The organism is Streptomyces sp. NPDC102451 (assembly GCF_044765485.1).
Taxonomy (GTDB): Bacteria; Actinomycetota; Actinomycetes; order Streptomycetales; family Streptomycetaceae; genus Streptomyces.
On record NZ_JBIWKD010000002.1, the window covers coordinates 167,718 to 182,275 of the forward strand.

Consider the following 14,558-nt stretch of genomic DNA (forward strand, 5'->3'; position numbering starts at 1 on the left):
CTGGGACGCCCTGCGCACGCCCCTACGCATGAACGGAAGGTGGAGCGTCCGTGACGACCTCGATCACCGAAATCGAGACCTATGGTGTCGAGCGGATCCCGGACGCGGACCGCACGGCCCGCCCGGTCGACCTGTTCCGGCTCGCCTTCGGCGGCGCCAACACCTTCGCGACCTGTGTACTGGGCGCGTTCCCGATCCTCTTCGGCCTCTCCTTCTGGCAGGGCGTCGCGGCGACCCTCCTGGGTCTCGTCGCCGGCGCGCTGCTGCTCGCCCCGATGGCACTGTTCGGACCGGCCAACGGCACGAACAACGCCGTCTCCTCCTCCGCGCACCTCGGCGTGCACGGCCGGGTCGTCGGCTCGTTCCTCTCCCTGCTCACCGCCATCGCGTTCTTCTCGATCTCGGTGTGGTCCTCGGGCGACGCGCTCGTCGGCGGCGCGCACCGCCTGGTCGACGTCCCCGAATCGGATCTCACGTACGGCATCGCGTACGCCCTCTTCGCCGGGCTCGTCCTCGTCGTCTGCGTCTACGGCTTCCGTTTCATGCTGCTGGTCAACAAGATCGCGGTGCTGGCGGCCTCATCCCTCTTCGCCCTCGGCGCGTTCGCCTTCGCGGGCGACTTCGACCCCGGTTACGCGGGAGCCTTCGCGTCGACCGCCGACCCGCTCTTCTGGCCGTCGTTCATCGGCGCCGCGCTGATCGTGCTCTCCAACCCGGTCTCCTTCGGCGCGTTCCTCGGCGACTGGTCCCGCTACATCCCGGCCGGGTCACCGCGCCGCCGGGTGATGGGCGCCGCCTTCCTCGCCCAGATCGCCACGCTGCTGCCGTTCCTGTTCGGCCTGGCCACCGCGTCGATCATCGCTTCGAAGGCCACGAAGTACGTCGATCCGGCCGCCCCCAACTACGTGGGCGGGCTGCTCGCGATCTCGCCCGGCTGGTACTTCCTGCCCCTCTGCCTGATCGCCCTGATCGGCGGCCTCTCCACCGGCACGACCGCCCTGTACGGCACGGGCCTCGACTTCTCCAGCGTCTTCACGCGCTTCAGCCGCGTCCAGGCCACCTTCTTCATCGGCGTACTGTCCATCGCGTTCATCTTCGTCGGCCGCTTCGCACTCAACCTCGCGCAGTCCATCTCCACCTTCGCGACGCTGATCATCACCTGCACCGCGCCCTGGATGATCGTGATGGCCCTCGGCTACGTCACCCGGCGTGGCTGGTACGACGCGGAGGCGCTCCAGGTCTTCAACCGCCGTCAGCGCGGCGGCCGTTACTGGTTCACCCACGGCTGGAACTGGCGCGGCATGTCCACCTGGTCCGTGTCGGCCGTCGTGGCGCTCCTCTTCACCAACCTGCCCGGCCAGTTCGTGGGCCCGCTCGGCGACCTCGCGAACGGCGCGGACATCTCCCTGCCGGTCGGCCTCGCCCTCGCGACCGTCCTCTACCTCACGCTGCTCGCCCTGTTCCCCGAACCACGCGCCGTGTACGGCCCCGACGGACCCCGCTTCGTACGGGCCTCGGACACCCCGGTGCCCCCGATCACCGGCGGCACCGGCGGCACCGAGGGAACCGTCACCGAGCCCGCAGCGGCCCACTGACCCCCGACCGACCGCCGTACGCCCGTGACCAGGAGCTGACCATGAGCACCACCACCGCCCCGGAGGTCAGGGATGCCGCCGACGCCCTCGTCGCTGCCTTCGCCGAAGGCCGCCTCGACGACTACTTCGGTGCCTTCGCCCCGGACGCGACGTTCGTCTTCCACACCACTGCCGAGCGGCTCGGCTCCACCGCGGAGTACCGCGCCCTCTGGCAGCAGTGGGTGGAGCACGACGGCTTCCGCGTCCTCGGCTGCATCTCGTCCGCCCCACTGATCCAGCACCTCGGCGACACGGCCGTCTTCAGCCACGACGTGGAGACCCGGGTCGCCACACACGCCGGTGAGGAGACGGTCCACGAGCGGGAGACCATCGTCTTCGCCCGCACAGAGGACGGCCGCTGGGCCGCCGTCCACGAGCACCTTTCCGCCCGCACCACCGCCTGACCGGGAGAGACGCCCAATGAGCACCACGTTCCGCAACTACATCGACGGTGCGTTCGCCGACGCCTCGGACGGCCGCACGCTCGACGTGGTGGACCCCACCACGGGCGAGGTCTACGCGACCTCCCCGCTGTCCGGGGCGGCCGACGTCGACGCGGCGATGGCGGCCGCGGCCGCCGCCTTCCCGGTCTGGCGCGACACCACACCGTCCGTGCGCCAGCGCGCGCTGCTGAAGATCGCCGACGCGATGGAGGCACGCGCGGACGACCTCGTCGCCGCCGAGAGCCGGGACACCGGCAAGCCGCTCCACCTCCTCCGCAGCGACGAACTCGCCCCCGCCATCGACCAGGTGCGCTTCTTCGCGGGGGCGGCGCGGATGCTCGAAGGCCGCTCGGCCGGTGAGTACATGGAGGGGCTGACCTCCATCATCCGGCGTGAACCCGTCGGCGTGTGCGCACAGGTCGCACCCTGGAACTACCCCCTGCTGATGGCGGTGTGGAAGTTCGCACCCGCGCTCGCGGCGGGCAACGCGGTCGTCCTCAAGCCCTCGGACACCACCCCCGCGTCCACGGTGCTGATCGCCGAGATCATCGGCGGAGTCCTGGCTGAGCTGGAGCTGCCCCGCGGAATCTTCAACGTGGTCTGCGGCGACCGTGACACCGGCCGCCTGATGGTGGAGCACCCGACCCCGGCGATGGCCTCCATCACCGGTTCGGTGCGGGCCGGCATGCAGGTCGCCGAGTCCGCCGCCAAGGACGTCAAGCGGGTCCACCTGGAGCTCGGCGGCAAGGCCCCCGCGGTGGTCTTCGAGGACGCCGACCTGGCGAAGGCGGTCGAGGACCTGGTGGTCGGCGGCTTCTTCAACGCCGGCCAGGACTGTACGGCCGCGACCCGTGTCCTGGTCCACGAGTCCGTCCACGACGAGTTCGTTGCCGCGCTGGCCAAGGCCGCGGCCGACACGAGGACCGGCCTGCCGGACGACGAGGACGTGCTGTACGGCCCCCTCAACAACGCGGGCCAGCTCGCCCAGGTCAGCGGCTTCATCGAGCGCCTGCCCGAGCACGCCAGGATCGAGGCGGGCGGCCACCGGGTGGGCGACAAGGGCTACTTCTACGCCCCGACCGTCGTGTCAGGGCTGCGGCAGGACGACGAGATCGTCCAGCAGGAGGTCTTCGGGCCGGTCATGACGGTCCAGTCGTTCGCGGACGAGGCCCAGGCCGTGGAGTACGCCAACGGCGTGGAGTACGCCCTGGCCTCCTCGGTGTGGACCAAGGACCACGCGCGGGCGATGCGGATGTCGAAGAACCTCGACTTCGGCTGTGTGTGGATCAACACCCACATGGCACTCGTCGCCGAGATGCCGCACGGCGGGTTCAAGAAGTCGGGCTACGGCAAGGACCTCTCCGCGTACGGCTTCGAGGACTACACCCGGATCAAGCACGTCATGACCTCGCTCTGACGACGACTCCTCAGCGTCGTAGCGGCGTGCCCGGTGCTGGTTCCTGGCACCGGGCACCCACGGGCCCACCCGGGGTGAGGAGCACGCTCACGCGCGGATCCACCGCCTCAGCGCCTCGACCGTGTTCTCCGGCGCCGTGTTGAAGCACAGCCGGATCCCGGGCGCCGCCTCGGCGAGGACGTTGACCAGCCGCTCGAACAGCAGGGTGTTCTCCGGGGCCACCCGTACGCCGGCGCCGATCATCGCCAAGCCGAACGCATGCTCCTGGAGTTGCTCCCGGACGGTCGCCTCGGCGCGGTCCGGGGAGGTGTCGATCAGGCAGGGGACGGCATCGAACCCGGCCTCGCGCAGCGCCGCGTTCCCGGCCTCGATCCGGGCGGTGAGCACCGCCTCGTCGAGGCCCTCGGGCATCCGGCTGTAGTCGAGCGCACTCGGATGCAACCCGATGGACAGCACCTTCGTGTCCCTGGGCAGCGGAGTTGATGTCGTCGGCCTGCTCATGGGCGGGACCCTCTCTGCCGGCGTCGCGGTGATTCTCCGGTGTATCACGTGAGCACGGCATCGACGCCAACTCCCGTGCCCCAGGGGCGAGGTGGCTCTACGATCCGGTTCCATGACGGCTCCCGACTGCTACGTGTGCGGCAGAGAAGCACAGTTCGGCGAACTCCCGCCACGCGAGTGCGTCGTGTTCGACGAACTCTGGAGGGTGGCCCATGCCTTCGACACGGCGGTGCCCGGCTGGCTGGTGCTCCTGCCCCGCCGTCATGTCACGGCCGTCCACGACCTCACCGACGCCGAGGCCGCGGCCCTGGGGACATGGCAGGTCAAGCTCTCCCGGGCCCTCCGGAGCGTGACCGGCTGCGTCAAGACCTACGTCATCCAGTTCGCCGAGGCCGAGGGCTTCGCTCACGCGCACTTCCACATCGTGCCGCGGATGCCGGGACTGCCTCCCGAGCAACGGGGGGCGGGCGTCTTCGGGCTGCTCGGCCGACCGGAGCCCGAGCGGGTGACGGCCGATCAGGCGGACCACTTGGCACACTCCCTACGAGCTCAGCTCGATGCGAGCCCGCAGAAACCACATTGACGCCGTGGAGGTACCCGCGTCCGGGCGGCCTCTTCTTGTGGACCCTCGCGGCGCTGCACTAGCGTCGCCGGCGTGGATCTCTTCTCACGCTCGTGGACGGCGTTGCGCACAGCGGTCGCCGGACTGCCGGACGAGGACTTCTCCCGACCGTCCGGCTGCGCCGGGTGGCTCGTGCGGGACCTCGTGTGTCATCTGGTCATCGACGCCCAGGACGTCCTGATCACGCTCGCGACACCCGCCGGGACGGAACCGACCCGCGACGCGGCGACCTACTGGGACGTCACCCGGACGCCGCCGAGCGGCGACGACCCGCTCGACGCGCTGACCGTCCGGCTGGCAGCCGCGTACGAGGAGCCCGGCCTGCTGAAGTTCCACCTGGACGACGTGGGATCCGCCGCCGGCCGCGCCGCCGCACTTGCCGCACCGGACCTCCGCGTCGGCACCCGCGGCGAGGTCCTGACCGCGGCCGACTACCTCACGACGTACGTCCTGGAGTGGACGCTGCACCACATTGATCTGATCGCGTACCTCCCTGACGCCCCGGAAGCCCCGGAGGAGACGCTCGCCAGGTCGCGCCGGCTGCTGGAGGAGATCGCCGGGAACGCCTTCCCCGCGTCGCTCACCGACAGGGACGCGCTCCTGGTCGGTACCGGACGGCGTCCACCGACCGAAGCGGAGAAGGCCGAGCTCGGCGAACTGGCCGCGCAACTTCCCTTCGTCCTCGGCTGACCGCCCGGGCTCCGCACGATGACAGCATGGAGCCATGCTCATCGTCATCGGAGGACTGCCCGGAACCGGCAAGACCACGCTCGCCCGCCTGCTGGCCTCACGCATCGGCGCGGTCCACCTGCGGATCGACACCATCGAGCAGGCGGTCGTCCGCTCGGGCCTCGCTCAGCACCCCCTCGGACCGGTCGGATACGCCGTGGGATACGCCCTGGCCGGCGACCACCTCCGGCAGGGGCTCACCGTGATCGCGGAATCCGTGAACCCCCTCGCCGTGACCCGGGACAGCTGGCGGGACGTGGGAACAGGAGCGGCCGTCCCCCTCGCCGAGGTGGAGGTGATCTGCTCGGACCGTGACGAGCACAGACAGCGGGTGACCTCACGGACCATCGACATCCCCGGCCTGACCCCGCCCGACTGGCAGCAGGTGCTCGACCACGACTACGAGCCGTGGAACCGGGACCACATCGTCGTCGACACGGCGGGGGAGGAGCCGCAGGAGTCGCTGGCCGCACTCCTGCGCCACCTCGGTACCCTCGTCCCCGGCGGGCGGTAGGCGCTTCCAGGGGTGACACCGACGGCCGGCGGGCCCGTGGTTCCGGATTTCGGCCCGCCGGCAGGGCATGCTGGTGGCCGTGACCACGGCGCTCTCCGTGAGCTTGCCGCGGTGCCGGACCAGGGACGCGCGACGTCCGCCGTCCCGTGACGGGCGGAGGAAACCGGATGGCGGACGACCGGCGGCCGGGACCGCCGCCCGGACCGGCCACGGGTGCGCTGGTGGACCGGCTCAAGGAGCGGATCTACGCGACGATCACGATGATCGCCGTGGTGGTCGGTCTGTCCGTGAGCGACGCCGGCACCGCAGGAGCCCTCGCCACGGTCCTGACCGCCGCACTGGGGCTGTGGCTCGCCGCGTTCGTCGCCGACCAGCAGGCGCACCGCACCGTGCACGGCCACCTCGCCACCGGGCACGACCTGCGCCGCATGCTGTACGTCAGCAGCCCGCTGCTGTCCTGCGCGGTGGGCCCCGGCGTGATGATCGCCCTCGCCGCTCTGGACGTCCTGTCCCTGTCCGCCGCGCTGATGACGGCGGCCGGCGTGGGCATCGCCTCGCTCTTCGCCTGGGGCTGCGCGGGCGGGCTGCGCATGGGTGGCGGCGTCCTCCTCGCGGTGCTGGCCGGTCTGGCCGACGCGGTCATCGGTGTCGCGGTCGCACTGGTGAAGGCCGCCGCCGGGCACTGACACTTCGCAGACGCTGCCGCCCACCGCGGGCCCGGGCCGGGCGGGGACGGCCCCGCCCGGCCGGTCAGGCGCCGCCCCGGTGAGCTCCCGGCCCCCGCCCTTCCCGCGTCAGCCGGCGCAACGCCCGCACCAGCGCCTCGACACCCATGACCGCCTTGGACCGGGGGCATCCGACGTTGAGCCGAACCCGCCCCGGACAGCCGTACGTTGCTCCCGGCATGATGGCCACCTTCTCCACCTCGACGAGCTCGCGCTGCAGCGCCTCGTCGTCGACGCCGAGCGGCCGCAGGTCGATCCAGGCGAGGTACCCCGCCTGCGGAGGCTCCCAGCCGAGCTCGGGGAACTCCTCGCGCAGCCGGCCGGCGACCGTCGCGAGGTTGCCCGCGAGGTACGTACGCAAGGCATCCAGCCAGGGCGCGCCGTCCCTGTACGCCGCGATGTGCCCGACCAGCGACAGCACCGCGGGCGAGGAGAGACCGTCGGCCTCCTTGAGCTGCCTCAGATAGGCGTCGCGCGACGCGGGATCACCGATAATCCCGTAACTTCCGGTCAGAGCAGGGATGTTGAACGACTTGGACGCCGAGGTGATCATGGCCCACCGGCCCTCGCCGCCGTGTCCGGCCCAGGGGCGGTGGACGTGCGGGGGATGGGCCAGATCGGAATGGATCTCGTCGCTGATGACGGCCACCCCGTGCCGCGCGCACAGCCGCGCCATCCGGTCCAGCTCGTCCCCGGACCAGACCCGGCCCGTCGGGTTGTGCGGCGAGCACAGCAGCAGCACGGACGTGTCGGGCAGCGCCAGGAGTCGCTCCAGCTCCGTCCAGTCGTCGAGCGGGCACTCCCGCAGCCGGCGCCCGTGGGCCGCCACGGTCTTGGGGAACGCGTCGTACATGGGGGTGTGGGCGACCACGCCGTCACCCGGATCCGACCAGAGCCGGAGCAGCTGCGACAGCTGGTAGACGACCGACGGCGCGTAGACGATCGACCCGGGATCGACGGCCGTCGCGTGCCGGGTCGCGTACCAGTGGACGATCGCGGACAGGAAGTCGTCCTGCCGCCACCGCGAATAGCCCAGCACCCCGTGGTCCAGCCGGCCGCGGAGCGCGGCCATGATCTCCGGGGCGGTCTCGAAGTCCATGTCGGAGATCGTGAACGGCAGCAGATCCGGCACGCCGAAGCGGTCCTCGACGTAGTCCCACTGCGTGCACCAGGTGCCGTGCCGGTCCACCACGGTGTCGAAGCCGTACGGATCCGGCGCGGCCCCACGGGCCGAGGGAGCAGGGGAGGAGGAGACCATGGTCAGCCCACCGGGATCATGGTGGCGATGGCGTCCTTCACCGACTGGACCTGCGGCCCGATGATGACCTGCACGGTGTGGCCGTCGAGTTTGATCACTCCTACGGCGCCGAGCTTCTTCAGCCGGGCCTCGTCCACCTGTGCGGCGTCCTCGACCGTCATGCGCAGGCGGGTGATGCAGTTGTCCAGGGTGCGGATGTTCTCGGCACCGCCGATCGCGTCGAGGATCGCGACGGCGTCGTACTTCCCGGCGACCAGCTCACGCGCGGGCGCCGCCGCTTCCGGGGCGGCGGTGTCGCCGTCCGCGTCGTCCGGCTCCTCGTCGCGGCCCGGGGTCCTGAGGTCGAAGCGGGTGATCGCCCAGCGGAACAGGAAGTAGTACACGGCGAACCACACCGCCGCGATCACCGGCACCAGGTACCACTTGGTCGTCGAGCCCTGGAGGACGCCGAAGACCAGCCAGTCGATGACGTTGCCGTCCGTGTTCCCGATGAACACGCCGAGCACCGCCGCCGTGAGGAAGCCGAGCCCCACCAGGACCGCGTGGATGGCGTACAGCCACGGGGCGACGAAGAGGAACAGGAACTCCAGCGGCTCCGTGATGCCGCCGACCACGCAGGCCACCACACCGGACACCAGCAGGGCCTTGATCTCCGGGCGCATCTTCCTCTTGGCGCAGTGGTACATCGCGAGCGCCGCGCCCGGGAGGCCGCCCAGGTAGGACGCCATCTTGCCCTGGGAGAGGAAGTGCGTCGCCTCGGTGACCTCGCCGTTCGGGGCGCCGGCGCAGTCCAGGTGCGCGTAGAACAGGTTCAGGGCGCCGGAGACATGGTCCCCGCACACCGCTCCCGAACCGCCGACATCGGTGAACCGGAACATGGCCACCAGGATGTGGTGGAGCCCGATCGGCCGCAGCAGCACCTCTCCCATGCCGAAGAAGAACGGCCCGAAGACCCCGGTGTGCCCGATGCCCCGGCCCACGGCGGTGATCCAGCCGTTGAAGGTCGGCCACACCAGCGGGATGAGCAGACCGAGCACGCTCAGGGCGAGAGCGGAGATGATGGGGACGAAGCGGAGACCGCCGAAGAAGGCCAGTGCATCAGGCATCCGCTGCGTACGAAAGCGCTGGTGGAGAAGGCTGACAACGATGCCAACGGCCACGGCTCCGAGGAGTCCCGTATCGATGGACTGCACGCCGAGCACGTCGGCTATGCCGTAGTGCTCGATCGCGGACGCGTCCTCGAAGTCCACCCCCTTGGAGGTGAGGTAGAAGTTCACCGCGAGGTTCATGGCGGCGAAGCCGACGAAACCCGAGAAGGCGGCCACCCCCTTGTCCTCGCGGGCGAGGCCGAGCGGGATCGCCATCGCGAAGAGGACGGGCAGGAAGGTGAAGGCGACCAGCCCCGTGTTGGCCATCCAGGTGAAGACGAGGTGGAAGACCTCGGCCTTCAGGAAGGGCAGGTTGTCGGTGACGGCCTCACTGGAGAGCGAGGAGCCGATGCCCAGCATGATGCCGCAGAACGCGAGCAGGGCCACCGGGAGCATGAACGTCTTGCCGAGTCCCTGGAGGAACTCCCAGAGTGCGGCTTTGGTCTTCTGCATGTGTACGGAACTTTCGAGCCTGGGGGGACGGACCCGAGCGCTCGCCGTGGCGATGCGGGGACCCACGGGTGATCGAGCGGCGGAAACATGACGAGGGGGTCGGGCCGCCCTCGCGCGTCGCACCTGGGGATCGCCCGGTGAGCCGCGCCCGGAAGGGGCCGTTCCGCCGCACGGATCACATCACAGCAGGTCGATGGCTGTCCACGACGATCAGGGCGACGGTCGGCGCCGGAGGCGGGGGGAGGACACGGAGTGAGAGCCCTGTCGCGTGGCGTGGCGTACGCCACCTCTTCGGTGCATCTCGGGGTGTTTGCCGACGCGTGGGTGGGTAAGGGGCTCTGTGGCTGCCGGAGCCGACAATCCGGTGGATAGTGTGCAAAAACTACTGACTCAGGAGGTTCGATGTCCTCGAAGCGACGTCGCAAGAAGAAGGCCCGCCGCAAGAACGGCGCGAACCACGGCAGCCGTCCCCAGACCTGAGGGCGCGCCAGGAACGGGTCCGGGGGGTGGCACATGGGTGCCACCCCCCGGACCCGTTCCTGGCGGCGTCGGCCGCGGGCCGTGATTCAGGTCAGCAGCTGGTTGCGGTGGGACGCGCGACGGGCGGCGGCCAGGAGGGCGTGGATCTGGGGGCCGGCCTGGTCGAGCCGGGCCACGGGCTTGGCGAACGGCAGGCGTACGTCGCGGTGGGACCTCGGGTACTCCAGGCGCAGCGTCACCCCGTAGCGGTCCATCGCCAGCGGGAGGACGCGCGTCGCGCCCTTCTCTGGCTGGGGGTGCACGAGCCGCAGGAGCAGGGGGACGAGCTCGCCGTGGTCGTCCACGAGGTGGGTGAGCATCCCCGCCTCGCTGGTGGCGATCGGGTCCGGGACGGTGTCCTGCAGCGTGTCCAGGGTGACGAACGCGCGGCCCCTGTCGTCCTCGAACACCGCCTGGCCGAACTCCATGCAGGTGCTCTCCTCGGAGTCCGTGCTGTACGGGGCCGCCAGCAGGCCGGTCACCGTGACGCGGGCGCGCATACGGTCCCGTACGGGCGTGGGCGCGATGTCGGTGAACTCCAGCCGCACGGGGATGCGCGGCCCCGGCTGGGGCGAGCCCTCCTCGGACGGTTCGTGCAGGTGGATGTGGCCCATCGCTGCCGAACCGTCGAGGCGGTGCACCTCGACGGGGTCGAGCCCATCGCTCACCACAGTCATCGAATGGGCTGCGGTCAGGATGGACAGGACGCGTTCGGCGGGGGTGGGCTGTGTGACGCGGGAGTTGAAAGGACGCATCCAAGTTCTCCAGAGGAGCGGGCGGGGAGACCTCATTGCAGTTACTTAGGTATGCCTAACCTAACCCATGATGCGGGGATCGGGTAGCGCCGTATGCTGTCCGGCATGACGAATCGTTGGGTCGGGGTGACCGTCGACTGCGTCGACGTGGAGCGGGTCGCCCGCTTCTGGAGTGTGCTGCTGGACCGCCCGCAGGGGCCCACCCGGCCTGGCTGGGTCTATCTCGGCAGCGTCGACGACCCCCAGCCGCGCCTCGTCTTCCAGCCGGTGACCGAGCCGAAGCAGGGCAAGGTGCGCCTGCATCTGGATGTGAACGTCGACGACATCGACCGGGGGATCACCCAAGTCGTCGCGCTGGGCGGCCGGTCCACCGGCGAGCGGCACGACTACGACGAGGGTGTGGTCGTCGTGATGGCCGACCCCGAGGGCAACGAATTCTGCCTGTCGCAGTTCTACTGACGACCCGCGCCCGCCCCCGCCCCCGCGCCCGGCTCCCGGCCTGCGGCCCGCCTGACCTGCCCTGCCCGGCCGTCCGCCCCGCCCTGAGGCCCGGCTGATTGACTGACCGCATGAATCTGCTGTCGCCCCGGGTCCTGCGGGCCCTTGAACGGTTCAACGCCACCTATCCCTGGGATCACAACGCCCACTACCACCGCTGGATCCTCCGGCAGTTGCCGGGACGCTTCGGGAGCGCCCTGGACGTCGGATCGGGCAGCGGTGACCTTGCGAGACTCCTCGCCGGACGTGCGAAGGCCGTCACGGCGTTGGACGCCGATCCGGAGATCACCGCCCGCGCCCGCGAACTCACCCCCGCCACGCTCCCCGTGACCTTCGCCGTCGCCGATGTGTCGGCGGAGCTCCCCGGCGGCCCTTTCGACGTCATCACGTGCGTCGCCACGCTCCACCATCTGCCGTTCACCGAGGCGCTCACCTGTTTCGGCCGCCAACTGGCCCCGGGCGGCACCTTGGTGGTCCTCGGGCTGTCCCGGGCCGCCAGTCCCCTGGATCACGCGCTCGGTCTCGTCGCCGTGCCGGCCAACGCCGCCACGGGCTGGATCAGGAACAGGGGCAGGCCCTCGCGCCGCCCCGTCTCCATGACGGCCCGTACGCGCCCCGCCTCCATGACCTTCGACGACATCGCAGGTGAGGCCGCGAAGATCCTGCCCGGCGCGCGGTTACGGCGGCGGCTGTTCTGGCGCTACTCGCTCGTGTGGCACCGGCCCGAGCGCCCTGTGGCGCCCGCCGGCCGCTGAACAGCCTCCGGGCGGTAGCGGTGTGAGGACCGTTGACAAATGTGCGCGCTGCTAGAAACCTGTCACCTCGGCACCACAAAATATTGACCAGATCACTCAAAATTCCATGCAACATGCGCGAGTTCCCGGCAGGTGACCTGCTCCCTCCCTCCTGCCGGCGTCCCTGATCACTCCCGTCGGTGTACCGGCAGCCCGCACGTGCCGGGCCATCTTCGGCGCCGGCACCATCCGCGGCGGCGACGGCAACGCCGAGGGCGGCGTCGAGTTCACCGGCATGCGGATACGCAACACCTACGCGGACGGCATCAACTTCGCTAACGGGACGCATGATTCGACGGTCTTCAACTCCTCGTTCCGGAACACCGGTGACGACTCGCTGGCCGTCTGGTCCAGCAAGTACGTGAAGAACCGTTGCTTTGATCATCAGTGGATCTCAGCAATTCCGGCGTTTCTGTCGGAATGGTCCGTGACGGTGTCACCAGAGTGCGAGTTGCGTTCTGGTGTCCTGTTGGCGGTCTCCCGTTTCTGTCCCGGCTCTGGGGCTGGGGATTGTGCCACCTGCCCGCCCCTTCCCGGCCGGGTGGCCGGGACGGGTGGTGCGGGTCTTGCGGTCGGCTCCACGGGGCTTCGACCCCACCACCATGGGGGTGGGGTCCAGGTCTCCGGCCACTCCGGTACCTGTCATACGAATGGTGCTGGTGTTGCGGGTGGCGAGGGTGAGCAGGTTGTGTCCCGCGTTCGCGTCCCGGTCCAGGACGAGCCCGCAGGCATCACACTCGAAGACACGCACGCTCAGGGGCAGTTTGGCTTTCACCGCGCCGCAGCGTGAGCATGTCTTCGAGGAGGGAAACCACCGGTCGGCCACCACCAGGCGTGTGCCGTGCCGGCGGGTCTTGTAGGTGAGCTGGCGGCGGATCTCGCCGAACGCGGCGTCCGCGACCCGGCGGGACAACCGCCGGTTGCGGCCCATCCCGGCCACGTTGAGGTCCTCGACCACGAGGGTGCCGTACGTGCGGATGAGGCGAGTGGTCAGCTTGTGGAGAGTGTCCTCGCGCAGATTCGCCACCCGGTACTGAACCTTGTTCCGGGCCCGGTTCGCCTTCTCCCACCGCCGCGAGGGCTTCCGCGCACGCCGGTCAGGACCCTGGCGGCGCGAGACGACACGACTGGCCCGACGCAACTGTTTCTGCGCCTGGTCGAGGTGACGCGGGTTGGGCACCTCGGTCACCGTGCCGTCACTGTCCGCGAGAACCGCGAGGGATTTGATGCCCAGGTCGATGCCGACCGCCGCATCCGGGCGGGCCACCCGCACCAGCTCGTCTCGCTGCTCGACCTGGAAGGAGACGAACCAGCGTCCCCGGTCCAGCCGCACGGTTGCGGACAGGATCCGCATGTGTCCCGCGTTGATACGGGCGCGCAGGTCGGGGCGGGGTTCGTGGAGACGGACCGTGCCGATCCGGGGCAGAGTGACATGCCTGCCGTCCGCGTCGATACGGATCGTGCCGGTCGTGAACCGGCAGGCCAAACGCGCCTTCCGCTTCGACTTGAAACGCGGAAGACCTACCTTCGCGCCCTTGCGTTTCCCCTTCTTGGATTTCGCGTAGTTGTCGAACGCGGCGGACGCGTTGGCCAGACCGGTGTTGTAGGCCTCCTTGGAGTTCTCCTCCCACCACCCCGAAAACCGCGGATCGGTCCGCTTGGCCTCGTTGAACGCCTTGCGCAGGGCGGGCAGTGACCAGGACCGCCACGGCGTCAGCTCGTTCTCGGGAATCCCGTACGACTGCTCGGCCCGGCGCTGATCCCACACCGCGGTGACATGGGCGACAGCCCAGTTGTACGCGGCCCGCGCCCCACCCGCATGCGAATACAGACGGGCTATAGCTGTGGCGTTCGGGTCCAGGGCCAGCCTGTGCGCGGAGACGGCGAAGCCCGGCTGCGGGACGAATCTCTTCATCCGGCCACGTCCTGCGCGGTGGCGGCCGCTACCGCGCGGGCGGCCCGGTTCTTCGCCGAGCGCGGCCCGTACAGGCGGGCGCACATCGAGGTCAGGACCTCGGTGACGTCCCGCACCAAGTCATCGTCGGATTCGGCCGGGTCAAGGACCAGCAGACACCGCCCCGAGGCCGAGAAGGCCGCTTCGAGATGCTCGACACCGAACCGGGCGAGACGCTCACGATGCTCCACCACGATCGTGCCCACCCCCGGATCGGCCAGAAGCCCGTGCAGCTTACGGCGGCGCCCGTCCAGACCGGACCCGATCTCCGTCACCACGTCCGAGACCGCCAGGCCCCGGGCGGTCGCGCCCTGCACCGTCCGAGCCACCTGCCGCTCCAGGTCCCCTTTCTGATCATCCGACGACACACGGCAATACACCACCACACGGCCCGCGGACTTCACCGCGGGCTCGGTCACCAGCCACGTACCCGACGGCGTCTGAACGACCGGAACCGGCATCCGGCCCTCCTTCGCCCACGTCCACGCAGTCTGGTAATGCACACCGTTACGCGCCGCCCACTCCGAAAGCTTCACAACACCACGGTATTCACAGAGAACACCGCATATCCACTGAAAAAATAGGAACAGTTGT

Annotated in this window: 16 protein-coding genes and 1 pseudogene; 11 read left to right on the plus strand and 6 right to left on the minus strand. The window is 70.0% G+C overall.

Translation table 11 applies throughout. The annotated features are described in order from the left end of the window. Nucleotides 1–50: 50 nt before the first annotated feature. The 3 genes from ACIRD8_RS04310 to ACIRD8_RS04320 are packed head-to-tail and all read left to right on the plus strand — an operon-like array spanning nt 51 to nt 3,494. On the plus strand, nt 51–1,595 hold the full coding sequence (locus ACIRD8_RS04310) for a purine-cytosine permease family protein (RefSeq protein WP_403985830.1): 1,545 nt from the start codon (nt 51–53) through the stop codon (nt 1,593–1,595). A 41-nt stretch (nt 1,596–1,636) separates the two neighbouring features. Continuing rightward, the gene (locus ACIRD8_RS04315; RefSeq protein ID WP_403985832.1) at nt 1,637–2,038 is read left to right on the plus strand and encodes a nuclear transport factor 2 family protein; all 402 of its coding nucleotides are present in this window, start codon (nt 1,637–1,639) and stop codon (nt 2,036–2,038) included. A 16-nt stretch (nt 2,039–2,054) separates the two neighbouring features. After that, nucleotides 2,055–3,494 (plus strand): gamma-aminobutyraldehyde dehydrogenase, encoded by a 1,440-nt coding sequence (locus tag ACIRD8_RS04320; RefSeq protein ID WP_403985834.1) that lies wholly within the window; start codon nt 2,055–2,057, stop codon nt 3,492–3,494. Nucleotides 3,495–3,581: 87 nt separating this feature from the next. Here the strand turns inward: ACIRD8_RS04320 and ACIRD8_RS04325 are convergent, their stop codons facing one another. After that, nucleotides 3,582–3,995 carry a hypothetical protein gene (locus tag ACIRD8_RS04325; RefSeq protein WP_403985836.1) on the minus strand — a complete coding sequence of 138 codons (414 nt, stop codon included), beginning with the start codon at nt 3,993–3,995 and terminating at the stop codon, nt 3,582–3,584. A 112-nt stretch (nt 3,996–4,107) separates the two neighbouring features. Between ACIRD8_RS04325 and ACIRD8_RS04330 the strand changes: the two genes are divergently transcribed. The 4 genes from ACIRD8_RS04330 to ACIRD8_RS04345 all read left to right on the plus strand — a co-directional run bounded on the left by ACIRD8_RS04330 (nt 4,108) and on the right by ACIRD8_RS04345 (nt 6,546). After that, the gene (locus tag ACIRD8_RS04330) at nt 4,108–4,578 is read left to right on the plus strand and encodes an HIT family protein (protein WP_403985838.1); all 471 of its coding nucleotides are present in this window, start codon (nt 4,108–4,110) and stop codon (nt 4,576–4,578) included. Nucleotides 4,579–4,650: 72 nt separating this feature from the next. Continuing rightward, complete coding sequence (locus tag ACIRD8_RS04335) at nt 4,651–5,307, plus strand: maleylpyruvate isomerase N-terminal domain-containing protein (protein WP_403985840.1); 657 nt, start codon at nt 4,651–4,653, stop codon at nt 5,305–5,307. 34 nt (nt 5,308–5,341) lie between these two features. Continuing rightward, a complete protein-coding gene (locus tag ACIRD8_RS04340; RefSeq protein WP_403985842.1) occupies nt 5,342–5,860 on the plus strand; it encodes an AAA family ATPase in 519 nt (172 codons plus the stop codon). 167 nt (nt 5,861–6,027) lie between these two features. Beyond that, nucleotides 6,028–6,546, plus strand: coding sequence for a hypothetical protein (locus ACIRD8_RS04345; RefSeq protein ID WP_403985844.1), 519 nt, complete (start codon nt 6,028–6,030; stop codon nt 6,544–6,546). A gap of 64 nt (nt 6,547–6,610) precedes the next feature. On the opposite strand, the gene ACIRD8_RS04350 is transcribed toward ACIRD8_RS04345, so the two are convergent. Together ACIRD8_RS04350 and malX are read right to left on the minus strand one after the other, a co-directional pair. After that, on the minus strand, nt 6,611–7,843 hold the full coding sequence (locus ACIRD8_RS04350; RefSeq protein WP_403985846.1) for a MalY/PatB family protein: 1,233 nt from the start codon (nt 7,841–7,843) through the stop codon (nt 6,611–6,613). A 2-nt stretch (nt 7,844–7,845) separates the two neighbouring features. Continuing rightward, nucleotides 7,846–9,444 carry a maltose/glucose-specific PTS transporter subunit IIBC gene (malX, locus tag ACIRD8_RS04355; RefSeq protein WP_403985848.1) on the minus strand — a complete coding sequence of 533 codons (1,599 nt, stop codon included), beginning with the start codon at nt 9,442–9,444 and terminating at the stop codon, nt 7,846–7,848. Between the two features lie 402 nt (nt 9,445–9,846). Here malX and ACIRD8_RS04360 point away from each other — a divergent pair, with 402 nt between their 5' ends. Further along, nucleotides 9,847–9,924, plus strand: a complete 78-nt coding sequence (locus ACIRD8_RS04360) for a 50S ribosomal protein bL37 (RefSeq protein ID WP_371604899.1) — start codon at nt 9,847–9,849, stop codon at nt 9,922–9,924. 86 nt (nt 9,925–10,010) lie between these two features. Here ACIRD8_RS04360 and ACIRD8_RS04365 read toward each other — a convergent pair whose 3' ends face one another. Next, nucleotides 10,011–10,718: a DUF2470 domain-containing protein gene (locus ACIRD8_RS04365; protein WP_403985850.1), complete on the minus strand. Its 708-nt coding sequence runs from the start codon at nt 10,716–10,718 to the stop codon at nt 10,011–10,013. Nucleotides 10,719–10,823: 105 nt separating this feature from the next. On the opposite strand from ACIRD8_RS04365, the gene ACIRD8_RS04370 reads away from it, so the two are divergent. The 3 genes and pseudogenes from ACIRD8_RS04370 to ACIRD8_RS04380 all read left to right on the plus strand — a co-directional run. Beyond that, complete coding sequence (locus ACIRD8_RS04370; RefSeq protein ID WP_403985852.1) at nt 10,824–11,177, plus strand: VOC family protein; 354 nt, start codon at nt 10,824–10,826, stop codon at nt 11,175–11,177. Between the two features lie 110 nt (nt 11,178–11,287). Further along, nucleotides 11,288–11,971, plus strand: a complete 684-nt coding sequence (locus tag ACIRD8_RS04375; RefSeq protein ID WP_403985854.1) for a class I SAM-dependent methyltransferase — start codon at nt 11,288–11,290, stop codon at nt 11,969–11,971. A 205-nt stretch (nt 11,972–12,176) separates the two neighbouring features. Continuing rightward, nucleotides 12,177–12,392: pseudogene (locus ACIRD8_RS04380) on the plus strand (hypothetical protein); the annotation flags it as partial. A 54-nt stretch (nt 12,393–12,446) separates the two neighbouring features. Here ACIRD8_RS04380 and tnpB read toward each other — a convergent pair. Next, the gene (gene tnpB / locus ACIRD8_RS04385) at nt 12,447–13,925 is read right to left on the minus strand and encodes an IS607 family element RNA-guided endonuclease TnpB (RefSeq protein WP_403985856.1); all 1,479 of its coding nucleotides are present in this window, start codon (nt 13,923–13,925) and stop codon (nt 12,447–12,449) included. Next, nucleotides 13,922–14,500 carry an IS607 family transposase gene (locus tag ACIRD8_RS04390; RefSeq protein WP_403985858.1) on the minus strand — a complete coding sequence of 193 codons (579 nt, stop codon included), beginning with the start codon at nt 14,498–14,500 and terminating at the stop codon, nt 13,922–13,924. Before ACIRD8_RS04390 ends, tnpB begins: the two co-directional genes overlap by 4 nt. Between the last annotated feature and the right edge of the window lie 58 nt (nt 14,501–14,558).

Bases quoted from the DNA above. Each gene is read 5' to 3' on its own strand.
- ACIRD8_RS04375 (WP_403985854.1), top strand. From the start codon at position 11,288: ATGAATCTGCTGTCGCCCCGGGTCCTGCGGGCCCTTGAACGGTTCAAC.
- ACIRD8_RS04350 (WP_403985846.1), bottom strand. From the start codon at position 7,843: ATGGTCTCCTCCTCCCCTGCTCCCTCGGCCCGTGGGGCCGCGCCGGAT.
- ACIRD8_RS04340 (WP_403985842.1), top strand. From the start codon at position 5,342: ATGCTCATCGTCATCGGAGGACTGCCCGGAACCGGCAAGACCACGCTC.
- ACIRD8_RS04370 (WP_403985852.1), top strand. From the start codon at position 10,824: ATGACGAATCGTTGGGTCGGGGTGACCGTCGACTGCGTCGACGTGGAG.
- ACIRD8_RS04325 (WP_403985836.1), bottom strand. From the start codon at position 3,995: ATGAGCAGGCCGACGACATCAACTCCGCTGCCCAGGGACACGAAGGTG.
- ACIRD8_RS04330 (WP_403985838.1), top strand. From the start codon at position 4,108: ATGACGGCTCCCGACTGCTACGTGTGCGGCAGAGAAGCACAGTTCGGC.
- tnpB (WP_403985856.1), bottom strand. From the start codon at position 13,925: ATGAAGAGATTCGTCCCGCAGCCGGGCTTCGCCGTCTCCGCGCACAGG.
- ACIRD8_RS04365 (WP_403985850.1), bottom strand. From the start codon at position 10,718: ATGCGTCCTTTCAACTCCCGCGTCACACAGCCCACCCCCGCCGAACGC.
- malX (WP_403985848.1), bottom strand. From the start codon at position 9,444: ATGCAGAAGACCAAAGCCGCACTCTGGGAGTTCCTCCAGGGACTCGGC.
- ACIRD8_RS04315 (WP_403985832.1), top strand. From the start codon at position 1,637: ATGAGCACCACCACCGCCCCGGAGGTCAGGGATGCCGCCGACGCCCTC.
- ACIRD8_RS04320 (WP_403985834.1), top strand. From the start codon at position 2,055: ATGAGCACCACGTTCCGCAACTACATCGACGGTGCGTTCGCCGACGCC.
- ACIRD8_RS04360 (WP_371604899.1), top strand. From the start codon at position 9,847: ATGTCCTCGAAGCGACGTCGCAAGAAGAAGGCCCGCCGCAAGAACGGC.
- ACIRD8_RS04345 (WP_403985844.1), top strand. From the start codon at position 6,028: ATGGCGGACGACCGGCGGCCGGGACCGCCGCCCGGACCGGCCACGGGT.